Genomic DNA, 14,711 nt, shown 5'->3' on the forward strand with positions numbered 1-14,711 from the left:
CCCCGCTGAAGCCGGACGGAGCCCACCCGCAAGCCGCCCGAGCCCGGAGGCGGCCCGCGAAGCCCACCCGAACCCACCCGAGCCCGCCCGTACGCCGCCCGAGCCCGCCTGTACGCCGCCAGAAGGCGCCAGGAAGCCGCTGCGGGCACGCCACCGGTCCTCAGGCACACCGAAAAGGGGCGGCCCCGGAACCGTGTGGTTCCGGGGCCGCCCCTTGAGGCGCTGCCGCCCTTACGCGTCCTTGGACAGGTTCGGGCCCGTCTCGCCCGCCGCGACCGGCGGGGCGTCCGGCAGGGCCGCCTTCTCCTCGCCGCGGAAGGTGAACTTGCGCTCCTCGCCCTCGCCCTCCGTGTCCACGACCACGATGTGGCCGGGGCGGAGGTCGCCGAAGAGGATCTTCTCGGACAGGGTGTCCTCGATCTCGCGCTGGATCGTCCGGCGGAGCGGGCGGGCACCCAGGACCGGGTCGTAGCCCTTCTTCGCCAGGAGTTCCTTGGCGGACTGGGAGAGCTCGATGCCCATGTCCCGGTCCTTCAGGCGCTCGTCCACGCGGCCGATCATCAGGTCGACGATCTGGAGGATGTCGTCCTGGGTCAGCTGCGGGAAGACGATGACGTCGTCGACACGGTTGAGGAACTCGGGGCGGAAGTGCTGCTTCAGCTCCTCGCTGACCTTCGCCTTCATCCGCTCGTAGTTGGACTTCGTGTCGCCCTGGGCGGCGAAGCCCAGGTTGAAGCCCTTCGAGATGTCCCTGGTCCCGAGGTTGGTCGTCATGATGATGACCGTGTTCTTGAAGTCCACGACCCGGCCCTGGGAGTCGGTCAGGCGACCGTCCTCCAGGATCTGGAGCAGGGAATTGAAGATATCGGGGTGGGCCTTCTCGACCTCGTCGAAGAGGACGACGGAGAACGGCTTGCGGCGCACCTTCTCGGTGAGCTGACCGCCCTCTTCGTAGCCGACGTATCCGGGCGGCGAACCGAAGAGGCGGGAAACCGTGTGCTTCTCGCTGAACTCCGACATGTCGAGGGAGATCATCGCGTCCTCGTCGCCGAAGAGGAATTCGGCGAGCGCCTTGGAAAGCTCGGTCTTACCGACACCGGACGGACCGGCGAAGATGAACGAGCCGCCGGGACGCTTCGGGTCCTTCAGGCCGGCACGCGTACGCCGGATGGCGCGCGAGAGGCCGATGACGGCGTCCTTCTGGCCGATGACGCGCTTGTGGAGCTCGTCCTCCATACGGAGCAGACGCGAGGACTCCTCCTCGGTCAGCTTGAAGACCGGGATGCCGGTGGCGGTCGCGAGGACCTCGGCGATCAGCTCGCCGTCGACCTCGGCGACGACGTCCATGTCGCCGGCCTTCCACTCCTTCTCCCGCTTGGCCTTCGCGGCGAGGAGCTGCTTCTCCTTGTCGCGCAGGGACGCGGCCTTCTCGAAGTCCTGCGAGTCGATCGCGGACTCCTTGTCGCGGCGGACGCCGGCGATCTTCTCGTCGAACTCGCGGAGGTCCGGCGGCGCGGTCATCCGGCGGATGCGCATCCGGGAGCCGGCCTCGTCGATCAGGTCGATCGCCTTGTCCGGGAGGAAGCGGTCCGAGATGTACCGGTCGGCCAGCGTCGCGGCCTGGACGAGGGCCTCGTCGGTGATGGAGACGCGGTGGTGCGCCTCGTACCGGTCGCGGAGACCCTTGAGGATCTCGATGGTGTGCGGCAGCGACGGCTCGGCGACCTGGATGGGCTGGAAGCGGCGCTCGAGGGCGGCGTCCTTCTCCAGGTACTTGCGGTACTCGTCGAGCGTGGTGGCACCGATGGTCTGGAGCTCACCGCGGGCCAGCATCGGCTTGAGGATGCTGGCGGCGTCGATCGCGCCCTCGGCGGCACCCGCACCCACGAGGGTGTGGAGCTCGTCGATGAACAGGATGATGTCGCCGCGGGTGCGGATCTCCTTGAGGACCTTCTTCAGGCGCTCCTCGAAGTCACCGCGGTAGCGGGAGCCGGCGACCAGCGCGCCGAGGTCCAGGGTGTAGAGGTGCTTGTCCTTGAGGGTCTCGGGCACCTCGCCCTTGACGATGGCCTGCGCCAGGCCCTCGACGACGGCGGTCTTGCCGACGCCGGGCTCGCCGATGAGGACCGGGTTGTTCTTGGTGCGGCGGGACAGCACCTGCATGACCCGCTCGATCTCCTTCTCGCGCCCGATGACCGGGTCGAGCTTGGACTCGCGGGCCGCCTGGGTGAGGTTGCGGCCGAACTGGTCGAGGACCAGGGACGTCGAGGGGGTGCCCTCGGCAGGACCGCCTGCGGTGGCGGCTTCCTTGCCCTGGTAGCCGGAGAGCAGCTGGATGACCTGCTGCCGCACCCGGTTGAGGTCGGCGCCCAGCTTCACGAGGACCTGGGCGGCGACGCCCTCGCCCTCGCGGATCAGGCCGAGCAGGATGTGCTCGGTGCCGATGTAGTTGTGGCCGAGCTGGAGGGCCTCGCGGAGCGAGAGCTCCAGGACCTTCTTGGCACGAGGGGTGAAGGGGATGTGGCCGGACGGGGCCTGCTGGCCCTGACCGATGATCTCCTCCACCTGCTGGCGGACCGCCTCGAGCGAAATCCCGAGGCTCTCCAGGGCCTTAGCGGCGACACCCTCACCCTCGTGGATAAGGCCCAGAAGGATGTGCTCGGTGCCGATGTAGTTGTGGTTGAGCATCCGGGCTTCTTCCTGAGCCAGGACGACAACCCGCCGCGCGCGGTCGGTGAACCTCTCGAACATCGTTAATCGCTCCTCAGAGCGGTCAGTCAGTTAGGGGTCGATCCCCTCCCTGTCCTTCCGCAGCTTAGTCCCGCAAGCGGGGACCGCTCATTCCAACTGCCGACATCCGTCCGGATCACCCCCTTGTCCTTGGGGTAGCCCACTGCCGAACAGCCGACAAATGCTCCAACTCGATGGTGCGAGACGATGTTCCCGCAGGCCAAGCAGTTACCCACGCCTTGAGTACGCCGATGGCGAACGTGAGACGGCCCGACCCGCGGAGTCACCCCTCTCCACTAGGAATGTCTTACCCGTAGGGTCCGACACTCCATGCGGCGCACCCGGGGTCCCTCCGCTACCAGCGAACAAGGTGGCGCCGTCGAATGCACTCGTACGTCTCATTACCGGACACCTCGGGTCCCCGGACCGGAACGTTACGTCACCTGTGGCGCCCGGGGCCGTAACCTCCCCGGCTTCCCGGGAGTTCCCCGGGCATGGCCCTCACCGTCCCGCTTCCCCGCTCGCCGCTCGACGGCGGACGGGCGCTCTCGCTCTGGTACGAGCGGGAGCTCGGCTGGGCGACGGTGCCGGGCCCGCCGGTGCAGCTGGTGACGGGGCTCCGCTTCGACGTCCTGGAGCTGCCCGCGACGGCCGGCCGCGCGGTGCTGCGCCGGGTGGGCGCCGCGACGGGGCCGGTGGCGCTACTGGGGCGCCGGATGCGGCTCCTGGTGGCCGCGGGGAGCGCCGAGGAGCTTCCCGGCCTGCTGGAGTGGCTGGAGTGGGGCGGGATCTCGCTGGATCTCGTGGCGCTGGGCGCCGACGGCCGGATGACCGCTCCCCCGCCTCCGGGGCGGGGGGGCTCCGGCGCGCCGGGCGCCGCCGTGTGGCTGCGGGCTCCCGGGCCGGGGCGCGAGGTGGAGTCCTCGCTGCCGGCGACGAGGTCCGGGCCGTGGGGCCGTGCGGGGGCCCCGTGTCTGACGCGCCTGGTCGCCGCGGCCGCGGTGGAGTGCCACCGGCTGCGGCTGCTGAGCGCCCGGGCCGGCGGACCCGCGGCCCTGCGGGGGACGCCTCAGCGGTTCGCGTCCTCGTAGGCCGTCTTGACGTGCGCCGGGACGCGGCCGCGGTCGTTGACCTCGTAGCCGTTCTCCTTGGCCCAGGCGCGGATCTTCGCCGTGTCCTGGCTGCCGGAGGCGGCGGGGCGCCCCTTGCCGCGGCCCGCGGCGGTGCGTCCACCGGTGCGACGCCCGTTCGTGGTGTACGGCTCGAGCAGGCCACGGAGCTTTTCCGCGTTGGCGGTGGTGAGGTCGATCTCGTAAGTCTTGCCGTCCAGCGCGAACGTCACGGTCTCGTCCGCCTCGACACCGTCGAGGTCGTCGACAAGAAGGACCTGAACCTTCTGTGCCACCGGATTTCCTTTCATCGAAAATGCAGTACGCGGAAAGGAAACCGCTTTTCCCGGAAAAACACAAACCCCTGGCAGAGGTTCAGAACCCCGGCAACGCGGGAAACGTGCGCGATTCGGACATAGGGTTCCGCCCGGCGTTCAGTCCGGCTTCCGTCCGGCTTCCACCCGGTGTTCAGTCCGGCGTTCCGGCCGGGTTCCGTCCGGCGTTCAGTCCGGCTTCCCGTCGGGTTCCGCCGGGCTTCCGGTCACAGGTGCAGAAGCATCCGGCTGTTGCCCAAGGTGTTCGGCTTCACTCGTTCGAGACCGAGGAACTCGGCGACACCCTCGTCATAGGAACGGAGGAGCTCGCTGTAGACATCTCCGTCGACCGGGGTCTCACCGATCTCGACGAAGCCGTGCTTCGCGAAGAACTCGACTTCGAAGGTGAGGCAGAAAACCCTGCGCACACCGAGCCAGCGTGCGGTCTGCAACAACTGGTTGAGCAGCAGATGTCCGACGCCGGCGCCCTTGAACCCGGGATCGACGGCGAGTGTGCGGACTTCCGCGAGGTCTTCCCACATGACGTGCAGAGCGCCGACTCCGACGACCTCGGCGTCCTCGTCGCGTTCCGCGACCCAGAACTCCTGGATGTCCTCGTAAAGCGTCACCGTGGCCTTGTCGAGGAGGATGCCGCGGCGCGCGTAGGGATCGACCAGGCGTCGCACGGCGGCGACGTCGGAGGTGCGGGCGCGGCGAACGGTGACGGCTTTCGACATGGGGGGACGGTACCGCTACGAAGCCGTCGGTTCTCCCCCGCCCTCCACGGGCGGAGCCATCGGGTTGTCCCGCTGGACGATGCGGATGGCGTCGTTCAGAGCCTCCCGCTGTTCCGGGGACATCATCCCGAAGAAGGCGACCAGGGCGGCCGCGGGGTTGTCGCTCTGCGCCCAGGCTTCGTTCATCAGTGCGGCCGAGTAGGCGGCGCGGGTGGAGACCGCCGTATATCGATAGGCGCGGCCTTCGACTTCCCTGCGCACCCAGCCCTTCTGATGGAGATTGTCCAGGACGGTCATGACGGTGGTGTAGGCGATGGAGCGTTCCTGCTGGAGGTCTTCCAGGACTTCCCGGACGGTCACCGGGCGGTTCCATTGCCAGATGCGCGTCATGACGGCGTCTTCGAGTTCTCCCAAGGGGCGGGGCACAGGCTCACAGTAGTGGGAGGTAACGGGAATAGCGGTTATTGGACCATGAAGCGCGTCCAGAACAAGACAAAAGGGGCGCTCGACCGTGTTTCGGTCGGACGCCCCTGTGGGGTTCCCCGGGTACTACGCGTCGGAGGCGTCCGGCTGGCGGGCGGCCTCCGCGCGGGCGAGCGCGGCGTCGACCGCCGCGTCCTCCTTGGCCTTGTTCGGGCCGCCCTGGGACTTGACGATCACGACGATGAGGGCGATGAAGAACGCAGCCATCACGACGGGGGGCAAAAGCGCGGATACGTAGTCCATGGCGACCAGAGTAGCTAGCCCGCGACCCGCTCCTCGGGCGGGGGCGGCGGCACGGGCCGGCGGCGCGGCGGGAAGACCTCGGAGGGCTTGGGCACCGGGCGCTCGGCGGGAGCAGGGGTGGGCGGCTTGGGCCGGGGCTCCTCGGCCGCGCGGCCGCCGGGGAGGGCGAGCAGCCGGGCCCGGGAGGCGGCGGGGGCGCTCGCGGTGGCCTGCGAGACGCGGGCGAGGCGCGCCCGTACGGAACGCTCGGCGAGGATCTGGCAGCGGGTGAGCAGGCGGTCCGCGGCCGGGTGGTCGCGCAGCGTGCGCAGGGCGGCGAGGTCGTCGGCCTGCGGGTCGTACCCGTCGGCCAGGGCGTCCCCCAGGAGGTCCAGATAGCCGGCGAGGGAGCCGGGGAGGGCCTCGCGGTAGCGGGCGAGGTCGTCGAGGAGGAAGGCGCGCAGCCGGCCGGCCTCGCGCACGGCCTCGTCCACGGAACGCGCCAGGCGGAGGGCGTTCCGGACGTCCTCGTCCGGAAGGGGGGCGGGGTGGAGGGCGTTGGCGAGGGCGCGTCGGAGCACACGCAGCTCGTCCGCGCTGAACGCCATGCCGCCGCGGGATCCGTATGGCGTGGGCATGGGCCGACGATACGCGCTAATCGGACAATTTTCTCTTAGCGATCATCCGGCGCGTCGGCGCCGGACCCCCTCCACCTGCGGGTTCCCGCCCCACGCGCGCGTGGGGCGGCTCACGGGGGGCGTGCGCCCGCGCGGTCACATGCGGGAGACGTTCCGCTCGTAGACCAGACGCAGGCCGATCAGCGTCAGCCACGGTTCGTGCCGGTCGATCTCCGCCGAGTCCCGCAGGACCATCGGCGCCAGACCTCCGGTGGCGATCACCGTGACGGCCGAGGGGTCGCCCTTCGGGCCGACCAGCTCGCGCTTCATCCGGGCGACGACGCCGTCCACCTGGCCCGCGTAACCGAAGACGATGCCGGACTGCATCGCCTCGACGGTGTTCTTGCCGATCACCCCGCGCGGCCGGACCAGCTCGATCTTGCGGAGCATCGCGCCCTTCACGCCGAGCGCCTCGACCGAGATCTCGATGCCGGGGGCGATCGCGCCGCCCGCGTACTCCCCGCGCGCGGTGACCGCGTCGTACGTGGTCGCCGTGCCGAAGTCGACCACGATCGCCGGGCCGCCGTAGAGCTCGACGGCGGCGACCGCGTTGATGATGCGGTCCGCGCCGACCTCCTTCGGGTTGTCGGTGAGGATCGGGACGCCCGTCTTCACACCGGGCTCCACGAGGACCGCCGGCACGTCGCCGTAGTAGCGGCGGGTCACCTCGCGCAGCTCGTGCAGCACCGAGGGGACCGTCGCGCAGATCGCGATCCCCTCGATGCCGTCGCTCAGCTCCGCGCCGAGCAGCGGGTGCATCCCCATCAGGCCCTGGAGCAGGACCGCCATCTCGTCGGCGGTCCGGCTGGGATCCGTGGAGATCCGCCAGTGCTCGACGATCTCCTCGCCGTCGAAGAGCCCGAGGACCGTGTGCGTGTTGCCGACGTCGATGGTGAGCAGCATCAGCCGCGCACCTCGCGCAGGTCCAGGCCGATGTCGAGGATCGGGGAGGAGTGCGTGAGGCCGCCGACCGCCAGGTAGTCGACGCCGGTCGACGCGTAGGCGGCGGCGTTCTCCAGGGTCAGCCGGCCGGAGGACTCCAGGACCGCGCGGCCGCCGACCAGGGCCACGGCCTCCTCGGTCTCGTCCGGGGTGAAGTTGTCCAGCAGGATCAGGTCGGCGCCCGCGTCCAGCACCTCGCGGACCTGGTGCATGGTGTCGACCTCGACCTCGATCGGCACCTCCGGGAACGCCTCCCGCACGGCCTTGAACGCCTCGGCGACGCCGCCGGCCGCGACCACGTGGTTGTCCTTCACCAGGGCCGCGTCCGAGAGCGACATCCGGTGGTTGACGCCGCCGCCGCAGCGGACGGCGTACTTCTCCAGGGCGCGCAGGCCCGGCGTCGTCTTGCGGGTGTCGCGGACCTTGGCCTTCGTGCCCTCCAGGGCGTCCGCCCACGCGCGCGTGGCGGTGGCGATGCCGGAGAGGCGGCACAGGATGTTCAGCGCGCTGCGCTCGCCGGTCAGCAGGTCGCGGGTGCGGGCGGTGACGCTCAGCAGCAGGTCGCCGGGCTCGACGCGCTCGCCGTCCTCGCGGTGCCGCTCGACCTCGAACTCCTCGGTGCAGACGATCGACAGGACCGCCTCGGCCACCCGCAGACCGGCGACGACGCCGGCCTCCCGGGCCACGAAGTCGGCGGTCGCCACGGCGTCCTCGGGGACGGTCGCGACGGTCGTCACGTCCACGCCGCCGTCGAGGTCCTCGGCGATCGCCAGGTGGGCGATGTCCTCGACCTGGACGGGGTCGAGGCCGGCGTCGGCGAGCAGCTGGGCGAGCGCGGGGTCGAGCCCGCACTCGTACTCCTCCTCGCCGCCGCAGCCGCAGCCGTCGCCGCAGCCGCCGGTCTCCTCGTACGAGCTGATCTGGATGAGAGGGACGTCCACGGGCTCGGGACGGGCTTCCTCGGGCGTGCTCACGGCTGCGGCTCCCTGGGGGCTTCGGGGGTTACGGGCGGAAAGTCCGCGGTCGCGGTGGTGCGCACCACCGGGCGGCGGTCGGGCGTGAGGCGGACGACCAGATGGCGGCGCCACCGCTCGTCGTCCCGGTCCGGGCGGTCCTCGCGCCAGTGGCAGCCACGGGTCTCCTCGCGCGCCAGGGCGGCGGCGGCGAGGACCCGGGCCACGCAGAGCAGGTTGGTGGTCTCCCAGGAGTCGACGCCCGGCTCGGCGGCCTTGCGCTCCTCCTCGGCGTCCTGCCGGAGCGCTTCCAGGGCGTCGGCGGCGGCGGTCAGGGAGGCGGCCGAGCGCAGCACGCCCGCGTCCCGGGTCATGATCCGCTGGATCTCCCGGCGGACCTCGGGGGCGAGCAGCGTCAGCACCGTCGCGGCGGGCTCGGTCCGGACCACGCCCTCGCGGTGCGGGCCGTGCTCGGCGATGTCCTCGGCGATCCGCTCGGCGAAGACCAGGCCCTCCAGGAGCGAGTTCGAGGCGAGCCGGTTGGCGCCGTGCACGCCCGTGCAGGCGACCTCCCCGCACGCGTACAGGCCGGGGACGGTGGTGCGGCCGAGCAGGTCGGTGCGGATGCCGCCGGAGGCGTAGTGGGCGGCCGGGGCGACCGGGATCGGGTCGGTGACCGGGTCGATGCCGTGCGCCCGGCAGGCGGCCAGGATCGTCGGGAAGCGCTGCTCCCACATCTCGGCGCCGAAGTGCCGGGCGTCGAGGTACATGTGCTCGGCGCCCTGCTCCTGCATGCGGCGGGTGATCGCCTTGGCGACGATGTCCCGGGGCGCCAGCTCGGCCAGCTCGTGCTGCCCGAGCATGAAGCGGACGCCGTCGGCGTCGACCAGGTGGGCGCCCTCGCCTCGTACCGCCTCGGAGACCAGCGGCTGCTGGCCCTCGGCGCCGGCGCCGAGGAAGAGCACGGTCGGGTGGAACTGGACGAACTCCAGGTCGGAGACCTCGGCGCCGGCCCGCAGCGCGAGGGCGACACCGTCGCCGGTGGAGACGGACGGGTTGGTGGTGGCCGAGTAGACCTGCCCCATGCCGCCGGTGGCCAGGACCACGGCGGGGGCGCGGACAGCGCCGACGCCGTCGTGCTGGCCCTCGCCCATGACGTGGAGGGTGACGCCGGCGGTGCGGCCCTCGTCGTCCTTGAGGAGGTCGAGGACGAGCGCGTGCTCGATGGTGCGGACCCCCTGCGCGCGGATGGCCTCGACCAGGGCGCGGGAGATCTCCGCGCCGGTGGCGTCGCCGCCCGCGTGGGCGATCCGGCGGCGGTGGTGGCCGCCCTCGCGGGTGAGGGCGATCTCGCCGTCGTCGGTGCGGTCGAAGTCGGCGCCGGTGGCCATCAGCCGGCGGACGGCGTCCGGGCCCTCGGTGACGAGGAGGCGGACGGCCGGCTCGTCGCAGAGCCCGGCGCCGGCGACGAGGGTGTCGTCCAGGTGCTGGCCGGGGGTGTCGCCCTCGCCGAGCGCGGCGGCGATGCCGCCCTGGGCCCAGCGGGTCGAGCCGTCGTCCAGGTTGGCCTTGGTGACGACGACGGTACGGAGCCCGGCGGCCGTGCAGCGCAGGGCGGCCGTCAGTCCGGCGACGCCGGAGCCGACCACGACGACGTCGGCGTCGATGGCCCAGCCCGGCTCGGGGGCGTGCAGCCGTATTCCGGTCACGTGGCGGCTCCCTGGGCTCCGAAGGTCAGCGGGATGTTGTCGATGAGTCGGGTGGTGCCCACGCGCGCGGCGAGCGCGAGGATCGCGTCGCCCCGGTGGGTGTCCTCGACCTCGGTGAAGTCGGCCGGGTCGATCAGGGCCAGGTAGTCGAGGACCAGTGGCGGCTCGGCCTTGGCGGCCACGTCCAGGACCGTCCGCGCGGCGGCCCGTACGGCCTCGGCGCCGCCGCCGTCGGATGCCTGCGCGACCGCGTGCGCGTCGGCGGCGGCCCGGGCCTCGCCGAGCCGGGAGAGCGCCTCCGCGCGGGTCTCGGCCCGCCCCTGGGCGCCGGGCAGGGCGGCGGCACGCGCGTGCAGGGCCTCCTGGGCGGCGAGCCGGTCGCGGGCGGCGAACAGGGCCCGGGACAGGGCGAGGGCGGTCTGCCGTTCACGGGCCGACAGGTAGCGGTTGCGGCTCGACAGGGCGAGGCCGTCGGTCTCGCGGACGGTCGGCACGCCGACGATCTCGACCGGGAAGTTCAGGTCGCGCGCCATGCGGCGGATGACGGCCAGCTGCTGGGCGTCCTTCTCCCCGAAGAAGGCCAGGTCGGGCTGGGTGAGGTGGAGCAGCTTGGCGACGACGGTGAGGACGCCGTCGAAGTGTCCGGGCCGGGAGGCGCCCTCCAGGAGGTCGCCCATGGGGCCCGCGGTGATCCGGACCTGGGGCTGCCCGCCCGGGTAGACCTCGTCCGCGGAGGGGGCGAAGACGGCATTCGCGCCGTTGGCGGAGGCCAGCTCCAGGTCGGCGTCGAGGGTGCGCGGGTAGCGGTCGAGGTCCTCGCCCGCGCCGAACTGGAGCGGGTTGACGAAGACGGTGACGACGACGAAGCCGTCCTTGCCGACGCGTTCGCGGGCGGCCCGGATCAGGGTGGCGTGGCCCTCGTGGAGGGCGCCCATGGTCATGACGACGGCGTTGCGCCCCGGCTTGCCGAAGTGGGCGCGCACGTACTCCAGGTCGTCGACCGTGGGGACCAGCTCCGCCGGCCCGCGGCGTCCGGGGCCGTTCCGGTCGAACAGGCTCATCGGTCGTCTCCTCGCGGCCCGTCGGCGGGGCCCGTCGTGTCGGGGGCCGGGTCGGCGGCGAGGACGCCCAGCAGGTCCTGGGCCAGCTCCGGCTTGAGCAGGCCGTGCGCCAGCGCCCGGTCGGCCGTCGTACGGGCCATCGCGAGGTAGCCGGAGACGGTGCCGGGCGCGTGCTTGCGGAGTTCGGCCACGTGCGCGGCGACCGTGCCGGCGTCGCCGCGGGCGACGGGGCCGGTCAGGGCGGCGTCGCCGGACCGCAGCGCGTTGTCGAGGGCGGCGCCGAGGAGGGGGCCGAGCATCCGGTCGGGGGCGGCGACGCCGGCCGTGCGGAGCAGCTCCATCGACTGGGCCACCAGGGTGACCAGGTGGTTCGCGCCGAGGGCGAGGGCCGCGTGGTACAGCGGCCGGGCCTCCTCGGCGATCCACTCGGGCTCCCCGCCCATCTCGATGACCAGCGCCTCGGCGGCGAGCCGCAGCTCCTCCGGCGCGGTCACCCCGAAGGAGCAGCCGGCCAGCCGCTGCACGTCGACGGCGGTGCCGGTGAAGGTCATCGCCGGGTGCAGGGCGAGCGGGAGGGCGCCCGCGCGGCGGGCCGGGTCCAGGACGCGGGCGCCGTACCGCCCGGAGGTGTGGACGATCAGCTGCCCGGGCCGGACGGCGCCGGTGCCCGCGAGTCCCTCGACGAGGCCCGGCAGGGCGTCGTCCGGGACGGTGAGCAGGACGAGGTCGGCGAGGGCGAGCACGCGCGCGGGCTCCACCACGGGCACGTCCGGCAGCAGCTCGGCGGCCCGGCGCCGGGAGGCGTCGGAGACCGCGGAGACGGCGACCGGGCGGTGCCCGGCGAGCTGGAGGGAGGCGGCGAGGGCGGGGCCGACGCGGCCGGCGCCGACGACTCCTACGGTGAGCCGGGCGGGTCGGTCCTCGGCCCTGGGCTCTGGCGCTGCTGGTGCGTTCACGGTGGGTACGGCCTTCCGTTCCAGTCCTCGGCGGGTACCGGACGATTTCTGGTCATGCTACGCCAGCGTTTCGTCCCTCCCCCGGTCGCCCGAAAGTCGTGAGCGGGGGCGTGGGCGACGGTGTGATGATCTGCCCATGGATGTGGATGAGCTGCCACCGGAGACGCCCGGTGAGGTGACCGGCGGGACCGCCGTGGAGACGAGGGGCGAAGCCGCCGGCGGGACGGCGGGCGATGCCGTCGGGGAGGCGCCCGACGAGGGTGCGGCGCGGCGGTACCGGGCCCAGGTGTGGGGCGGGGCCGCGCGTTCGCTGTGGCGCCCCTCCGTGGAGGGCACGGTCGGCGGCCGGCTGCGCGCGCTGGCCGACTGGGCGGACGCCGCGGGGCTCGCCGACGCGGCCCTCGACGTGTACGGCGACGGGCTGGTGGAGGTCCTGGAGGAGCGGATCGCGGCGGAGCTGGGCATGCCCGCGGCCGTCTTCTTCCCGACCGGCACGATGGCCCAGCAGGTGGCGCTGCGGTGCTGGGCCGGGCGGACCGGGAGCCCGGTCGTCGCGCTCCACCCGCTGGCCCACCCCGAGGTCCACGAGGGCGGGGCCCTGGCGGCGGTGTCGGGGCTGCGGACGGTGCACCCGACGGACGCGCCCCGGCTGCCGACGGCCGAGGAGGTGCGGGACCACCCGGAGCCCTTCGGGACGCTGATGCTGGAGCTGCCGCTGCGGGACGCGGGCTTCGTGCTGCCGACCTGGGAGGAGCTGACCGCGACGGTCGACGCGGCCCGGGAGCGGGACGCGGTGGTCCACTTCGACGGTGCCCGGCTGTGGGAGTGCCCGACGCGTTTCGGCCGTCCGCTCGCGGAGATCGCCGGGCTCGCGGACAGCGTGTACGTCTCCTTCTACAAGTCCCTCGAAGGGATGTCCGGGGCGGCGCTCGCCGGACCGGAGGACCTGGTGGCGGAGGCGCGGGTCTGGCTCCACCGGTACGGGGGCCGGGTCTTCCAGCAGTACCCGGTGGCGCTCGCGGCGCTGCGCGGCCTGGACACCGAGCTGCCGCGGCTGCCGTCGTACGTGGCCCACGCGCGCGTGGTGGCCGACGTCCTGCGCGAGGAGCTCGCGGCGCCGGGCGGCCCGGGCTGGTTCCGGATCCACCCGGAGGTGCCGCACACCCACCAGTTCCAGGTGTGGCTCCCGTACGAGCCGGACGTCCTCACGGCGGCCGCCCTCGCCCAGACCGAGCGGACCGGGACCTGTCTCTTCCGCCGGTGGTTCACCCCGGGCGCGGCCGGCCCGCCGGGCACCGCCGTCACCGAGGTGACGGTGGCCTCGGACGGGCTGGAGTGGACGGCGGAGGACGTCAGGACGGCCGTACGGGACTTCCTGGCGCTCGTCGCCGACCGCGGCCCCGCACCAGCCGGCGCAGGGCCGCGGTGAGCCGGCCGGTGGCCGGTCGGCCGGCCACCACGCGCGCGAAGCGGCGGTGGTCGCGCAGCTCGCGCAGCACGGCCAGGTCGTGGGTGCCGGGCGCGGGCGGCGCGGGCTCGCCCCGCCGCGCGGCCCGGTAGCTGTCGAAGAGGTGCTGTTGCAGCGCGTCCATGGGCTCACCCTGGGTCCGCCGGCCGCCGCCGCGCGCTCCGATTGACGGCCCTCGTCAATCGGAGCGACGGACCGCCCGGTGCGTCCCGCAGGATGGGGGGCGTGAGCGTGACCATCGACATCACCGGAGTGCCGCCCGAGCGGATCGTCTTCTGCCCCTCTCCGCTGGCCGAGCTCGGCAACGCCGTCCACGTCCTGGCGGAGCCGGGCCACCACCCCGGCCACCACGCGTGGGCGACGGCGACCACCGCCGCCCTGGAGCCCGGCCTCGCCGACCGGCTCCTGGAGGCCGACTTCATGTGGCGGTCGACCCGCTCGGACTTCCTGCTGCCCGCGCAGCCCCGGGAGACGCTGGCCGAGGAGCTCGACGACCTGGACCGGCTGGACGACGAGAAGTTCGTCGGCGCCGCCCTGGAGATCTCGTGCAGCCCGCTCTACGCCCGCGGCGGCATCCCGTCGCCGCTGGTCGACGAGCGGTCCGCGCGCCGGGCGCTGGACCTGGCCGCCGCGCGCGGTCCGCTGCAGGCGGCGTTCGTGGAGCGGATGCTCGCCGCGCCGACCGCCACGCGCGCGTGGATCCGGCGTCTGCTGGAGGACTGCGACGAGGCGTTCTTCGCCGAGGCATGGCGGCGGATCCGGGTGCAGCTGGCCGCCGACGCCCGCCACAAGACGGAGCTGATGCGCCGCAAGGGTCTTGCCGAGGCCCTCGCGGACGCCTCGCCGGCGCTGAGCCTGGAGGAGGACGGCGAGAGCGCCCGGATCGTGGTCGACAAGCTGATGGAGGCCCGGGCGGACGCCCGGGCCGGAGCCGTGACGCTGGTGCCGAGCGTCTTCGGCCGGCCGCATCTGATGGCGCTGTACGCGCCGGGCTGGCAGCCGGTGATCATGTACCCGGCGGCGAGCCGCGAGGTCGGCGGCCTGGAGTCGGTCGAGACGGTGCGGCTCCGCCTCGACGCGCTCGCCCACCCGGTGCGGATGCGGATGTGCCGCAGCCTGGCGCGCGGCCCGTACTCGACGAGCGAGCTGGCCGACACGTACGGAATCACCGCGCCGGAGGTCTCCCGGCATCTGGCGGTGCTCCGGAAGGCCGGGCTCCTCACCACCCGCCGCCGGGGCCGTTACGTCCTCCACCAGCTCGACTTCTCGGTCGTCGCCCGCCTGGGCAGCGACTTCCTGGAGTCGGTGCTGCGCTGAGCCGGGGGGAGCTCCCGAAGCCGTTCCCGCACC

At 73.0% G+C, this 14,711-nt stretch carries 15 protein-coding genes; 3 read left to right on the forward strand and 12 right to left on the reverse strand.

Translation table 11 applies throughout. From position 1 onward, the window contains the following. Positions 1 to 231: 231 nt before the first annotated feature. The gene (locus ACFYT9_RS30960) at positions 232 to 2,751 is read right to left on the reverse strand and encodes an ATP-dependent Clp protease ATP-binding subunit (RefSeq protein WP_360318299.1); all 2,520 of its coding nucleotides are present in this window, start codon (positions 2,749 to 2,751) and stop codon (positions 232 to 234) included. 473 nt (positions 2,752 to 3,224) lie between these two features. Between ACFYT9_RS30960 and ACFYT9_RS30965 the strand changes: the two genes are divergently transcribed. Continuing rightward, positions 3,225 to 3,821, forward strand: a complete 597-nt coding sequence (locus tag ACFYT9_RS30965; protein ID WP_389169074.1) for an SCO3374 family protein — start codon at positions 3,225 to 3,227, stop codon at positions 3,819 to 3,821. Here the strand turns inward: ACFYT9_RS30965 and ACFYT9_RS30970 are convergent. The 10 genes from ACFYT9_RS30970 to ACFYT9_RS31015 all read right to left on the reverse strand — a co-directional run bounded on the left by ACFYT9_RS30970 (position 3,800) and on the right by ACFYT9_RS31015 (position 11,893). Beyond that, positions 3,800 to 4,135 carry an Lsr2 family protein gene (locus ACFYT9_RS30970; protein WP_387279559.1) on the reverse strand — a complete coding sequence of 112 codons (336 nt, stop codon included), beginning with the start codon at positions 4,133 to 4,135 and terminating at the stop codon, positions 3,800 to 3,802. The two genes, ACFYT9_RS30965 and ACFYT9_RS30970, sit on opposite strands and share 22 nt — an antisense overlap. 245 nt (positions 4,136 to 4,380) lie before the next feature. Further along, entirely contained in the window at positions 4,381 to 4,890 is a 510-nt protein-coding gene (locus tag ACFYT9_RS30975) for an amino-acid N-acetyltransferase (RefSeq protein WP_387279561.1), read from the reverse strand. A 15-nt stretch (positions 4,891 to 4,905) separates the two neighbouring features. Next, complete coding sequence (locus ACFYT9_RS30980) at positions 4,906 to 5,316, reverse strand: BlaI/MecI/CopY family transcriptional regulator (RefSeq protein ID WP_387279562.1); 411 nt, start codon at positions 5,314 to 5,316, stop codon at positions 4,906 to 4,908. Between the two features lie 123 nt (positions 5,317 to 5,439). Further along, on the reverse strand, positions 5,440 to 5,616 hold the full coding sequence (locus ACFYT9_RS30985) for a hypothetical protein (protein WP_387279564.1): 177 nt from the start codon (positions 5,614 to 5,616) through the stop codon (positions 5,440 to 5,442). A 14-nt stretch (positions 5,617 to 5,630) separates the two neighbouring features. After that, positions 5,631 to 6,203, reverse strand: a complete 573-nt coding sequence (locus ACFYT9_RS30990) for a hypothetical protein (protein WP_389169166.1) — start codon at positions 6,201 to 6,203, stop codon at positions 5,631 to 5,633. Positions 6,204 to 6,368: 165 nt separating this feature from the next. Continuing rightward, a complete protein-coding gene (locus ACFYT9_RS30995) occupies positions 6,369 to 7,175 on the reverse strand; it encodes a type III pantothenate kinase (RefSeq protein ID WP_360602356.1) in 807 nt (268 codons plus the stop codon). Beyond that, complete coding sequence (gene nadC, locus ACFYT9_RS31000; protein WP_376602038.1) at positions 7,175 to 8,188, reverse strand: carboxylating nicotinate-nucleotide diphosphorylase; 1,014 nt, start codon at positions 8,186 to 8,188, stop codon at positions 7,175 to 7,177. The genes ACFYT9_RS30995 and nadC overlap by 1 nt, the downstream gene beginning before the upstream one ends. Beyond that, positions 8,185 to 9,876 carry an L-aspartate oxidase gene (locus ACFYT9_RS31005; protein ID WP_376602039.1) on the reverse strand — a complete coding sequence of 564 codons (1,692 nt, stop codon included), beginning with the start codon at positions 9,874 to 9,876 and terminating at the stop codon, positions 8,185 to 8,187. The genes nadC and ACFYT9_RS31005 overlap by 4 nt, the downstream gene beginning before the upstream one ends. Continuing rightward, positions 9,873 to 10,937 (reverse strand): pantoate--beta-alanine ligase, encoded by a 1,065-nt coding sequence (panC, locus tag ACFYT9_RS31010; RefSeq protein WP_389169078.1) that lies wholly within the window; start codon positions 10,935 to 10,937, stop codon positions 9,873 to 9,875. The genes ACFYT9_RS31005 and panC overlap by 4 nt, the downstream gene beginning before the upstream one ends. Further along, positions 10,934 to 11,893 (reverse strand): Rossmann-like and DUF2520 domain-containing protein, encoded by a 960-nt coding sequence (locus tag ACFYT9_RS31015; RefSeq protein WP_376602041.1) that lies wholly within the window; start codon positions 11,891 to 11,893, stop codon positions 10,934 to 10,936. The genes panC and ACFYT9_RS31015 overlap by 4 nt, the downstream gene beginning before the upstream one ends. 136 nt (positions 11,894 to 12,029) lie before the next feature. Between ACFYT9_RS31015 and ACFYT9_RS31020 the strand changes: the two genes are divergently transcribed. After that, a complete protein-coding gene (locus tag ACFYT9_RS31020) occupies positions 12,030 to 13,322 on the forward strand; it encodes a threonine aldolase family protein (protein ID WP_389169080.1) in 1,293 nt (430 codons plus the stop codon). Here ACFYT9_RS31020 and ACFYT9_RS31025 read toward each other — a convergent pair. After that, positions 13,246 to 13,485, reverse strand: coding sequence for a hypothetical protein (locus tag ACFYT9_RS31025; protein ID WP_389169081.1), 240 nt, complete (start codon positions 13,483 to 13,485; stop codon positions 13,246 to 13,248). The genes ACFYT9_RS31020 and ACFYT9_RS31025 overlap by 77 nt on opposite strands. 92 nt (positions 13,486 to 13,577) lie before the next feature. Here ACFYT9_RS31025 and ACFYT9_RS31030 point away from each other — a divergent pair, with 92 nt between their 5' ends. Then, on the forward strand, positions 13,578 to 14,678 hold the full coding sequence (locus ACFYT9_RS31030) for a DUF5937 family protein (protein WP_387273123.1): 1,101 nt from the start codon (positions 13,578 to 13,580) through the stop codon (positions 14,676 to 14,678). Positions 14,679 to 14,711: the final 33 nt, after the last annotated feature.

This window comes from Streptomyces sp. NPDC004435, from assembly GCF_042873895.1.
In the GTDB taxonomy this organism is placed as follows: Bacteria; Actinomycetota; Actinomycetes; order Streptomycetales; family Streptomycetaceae; genus Streptomyces.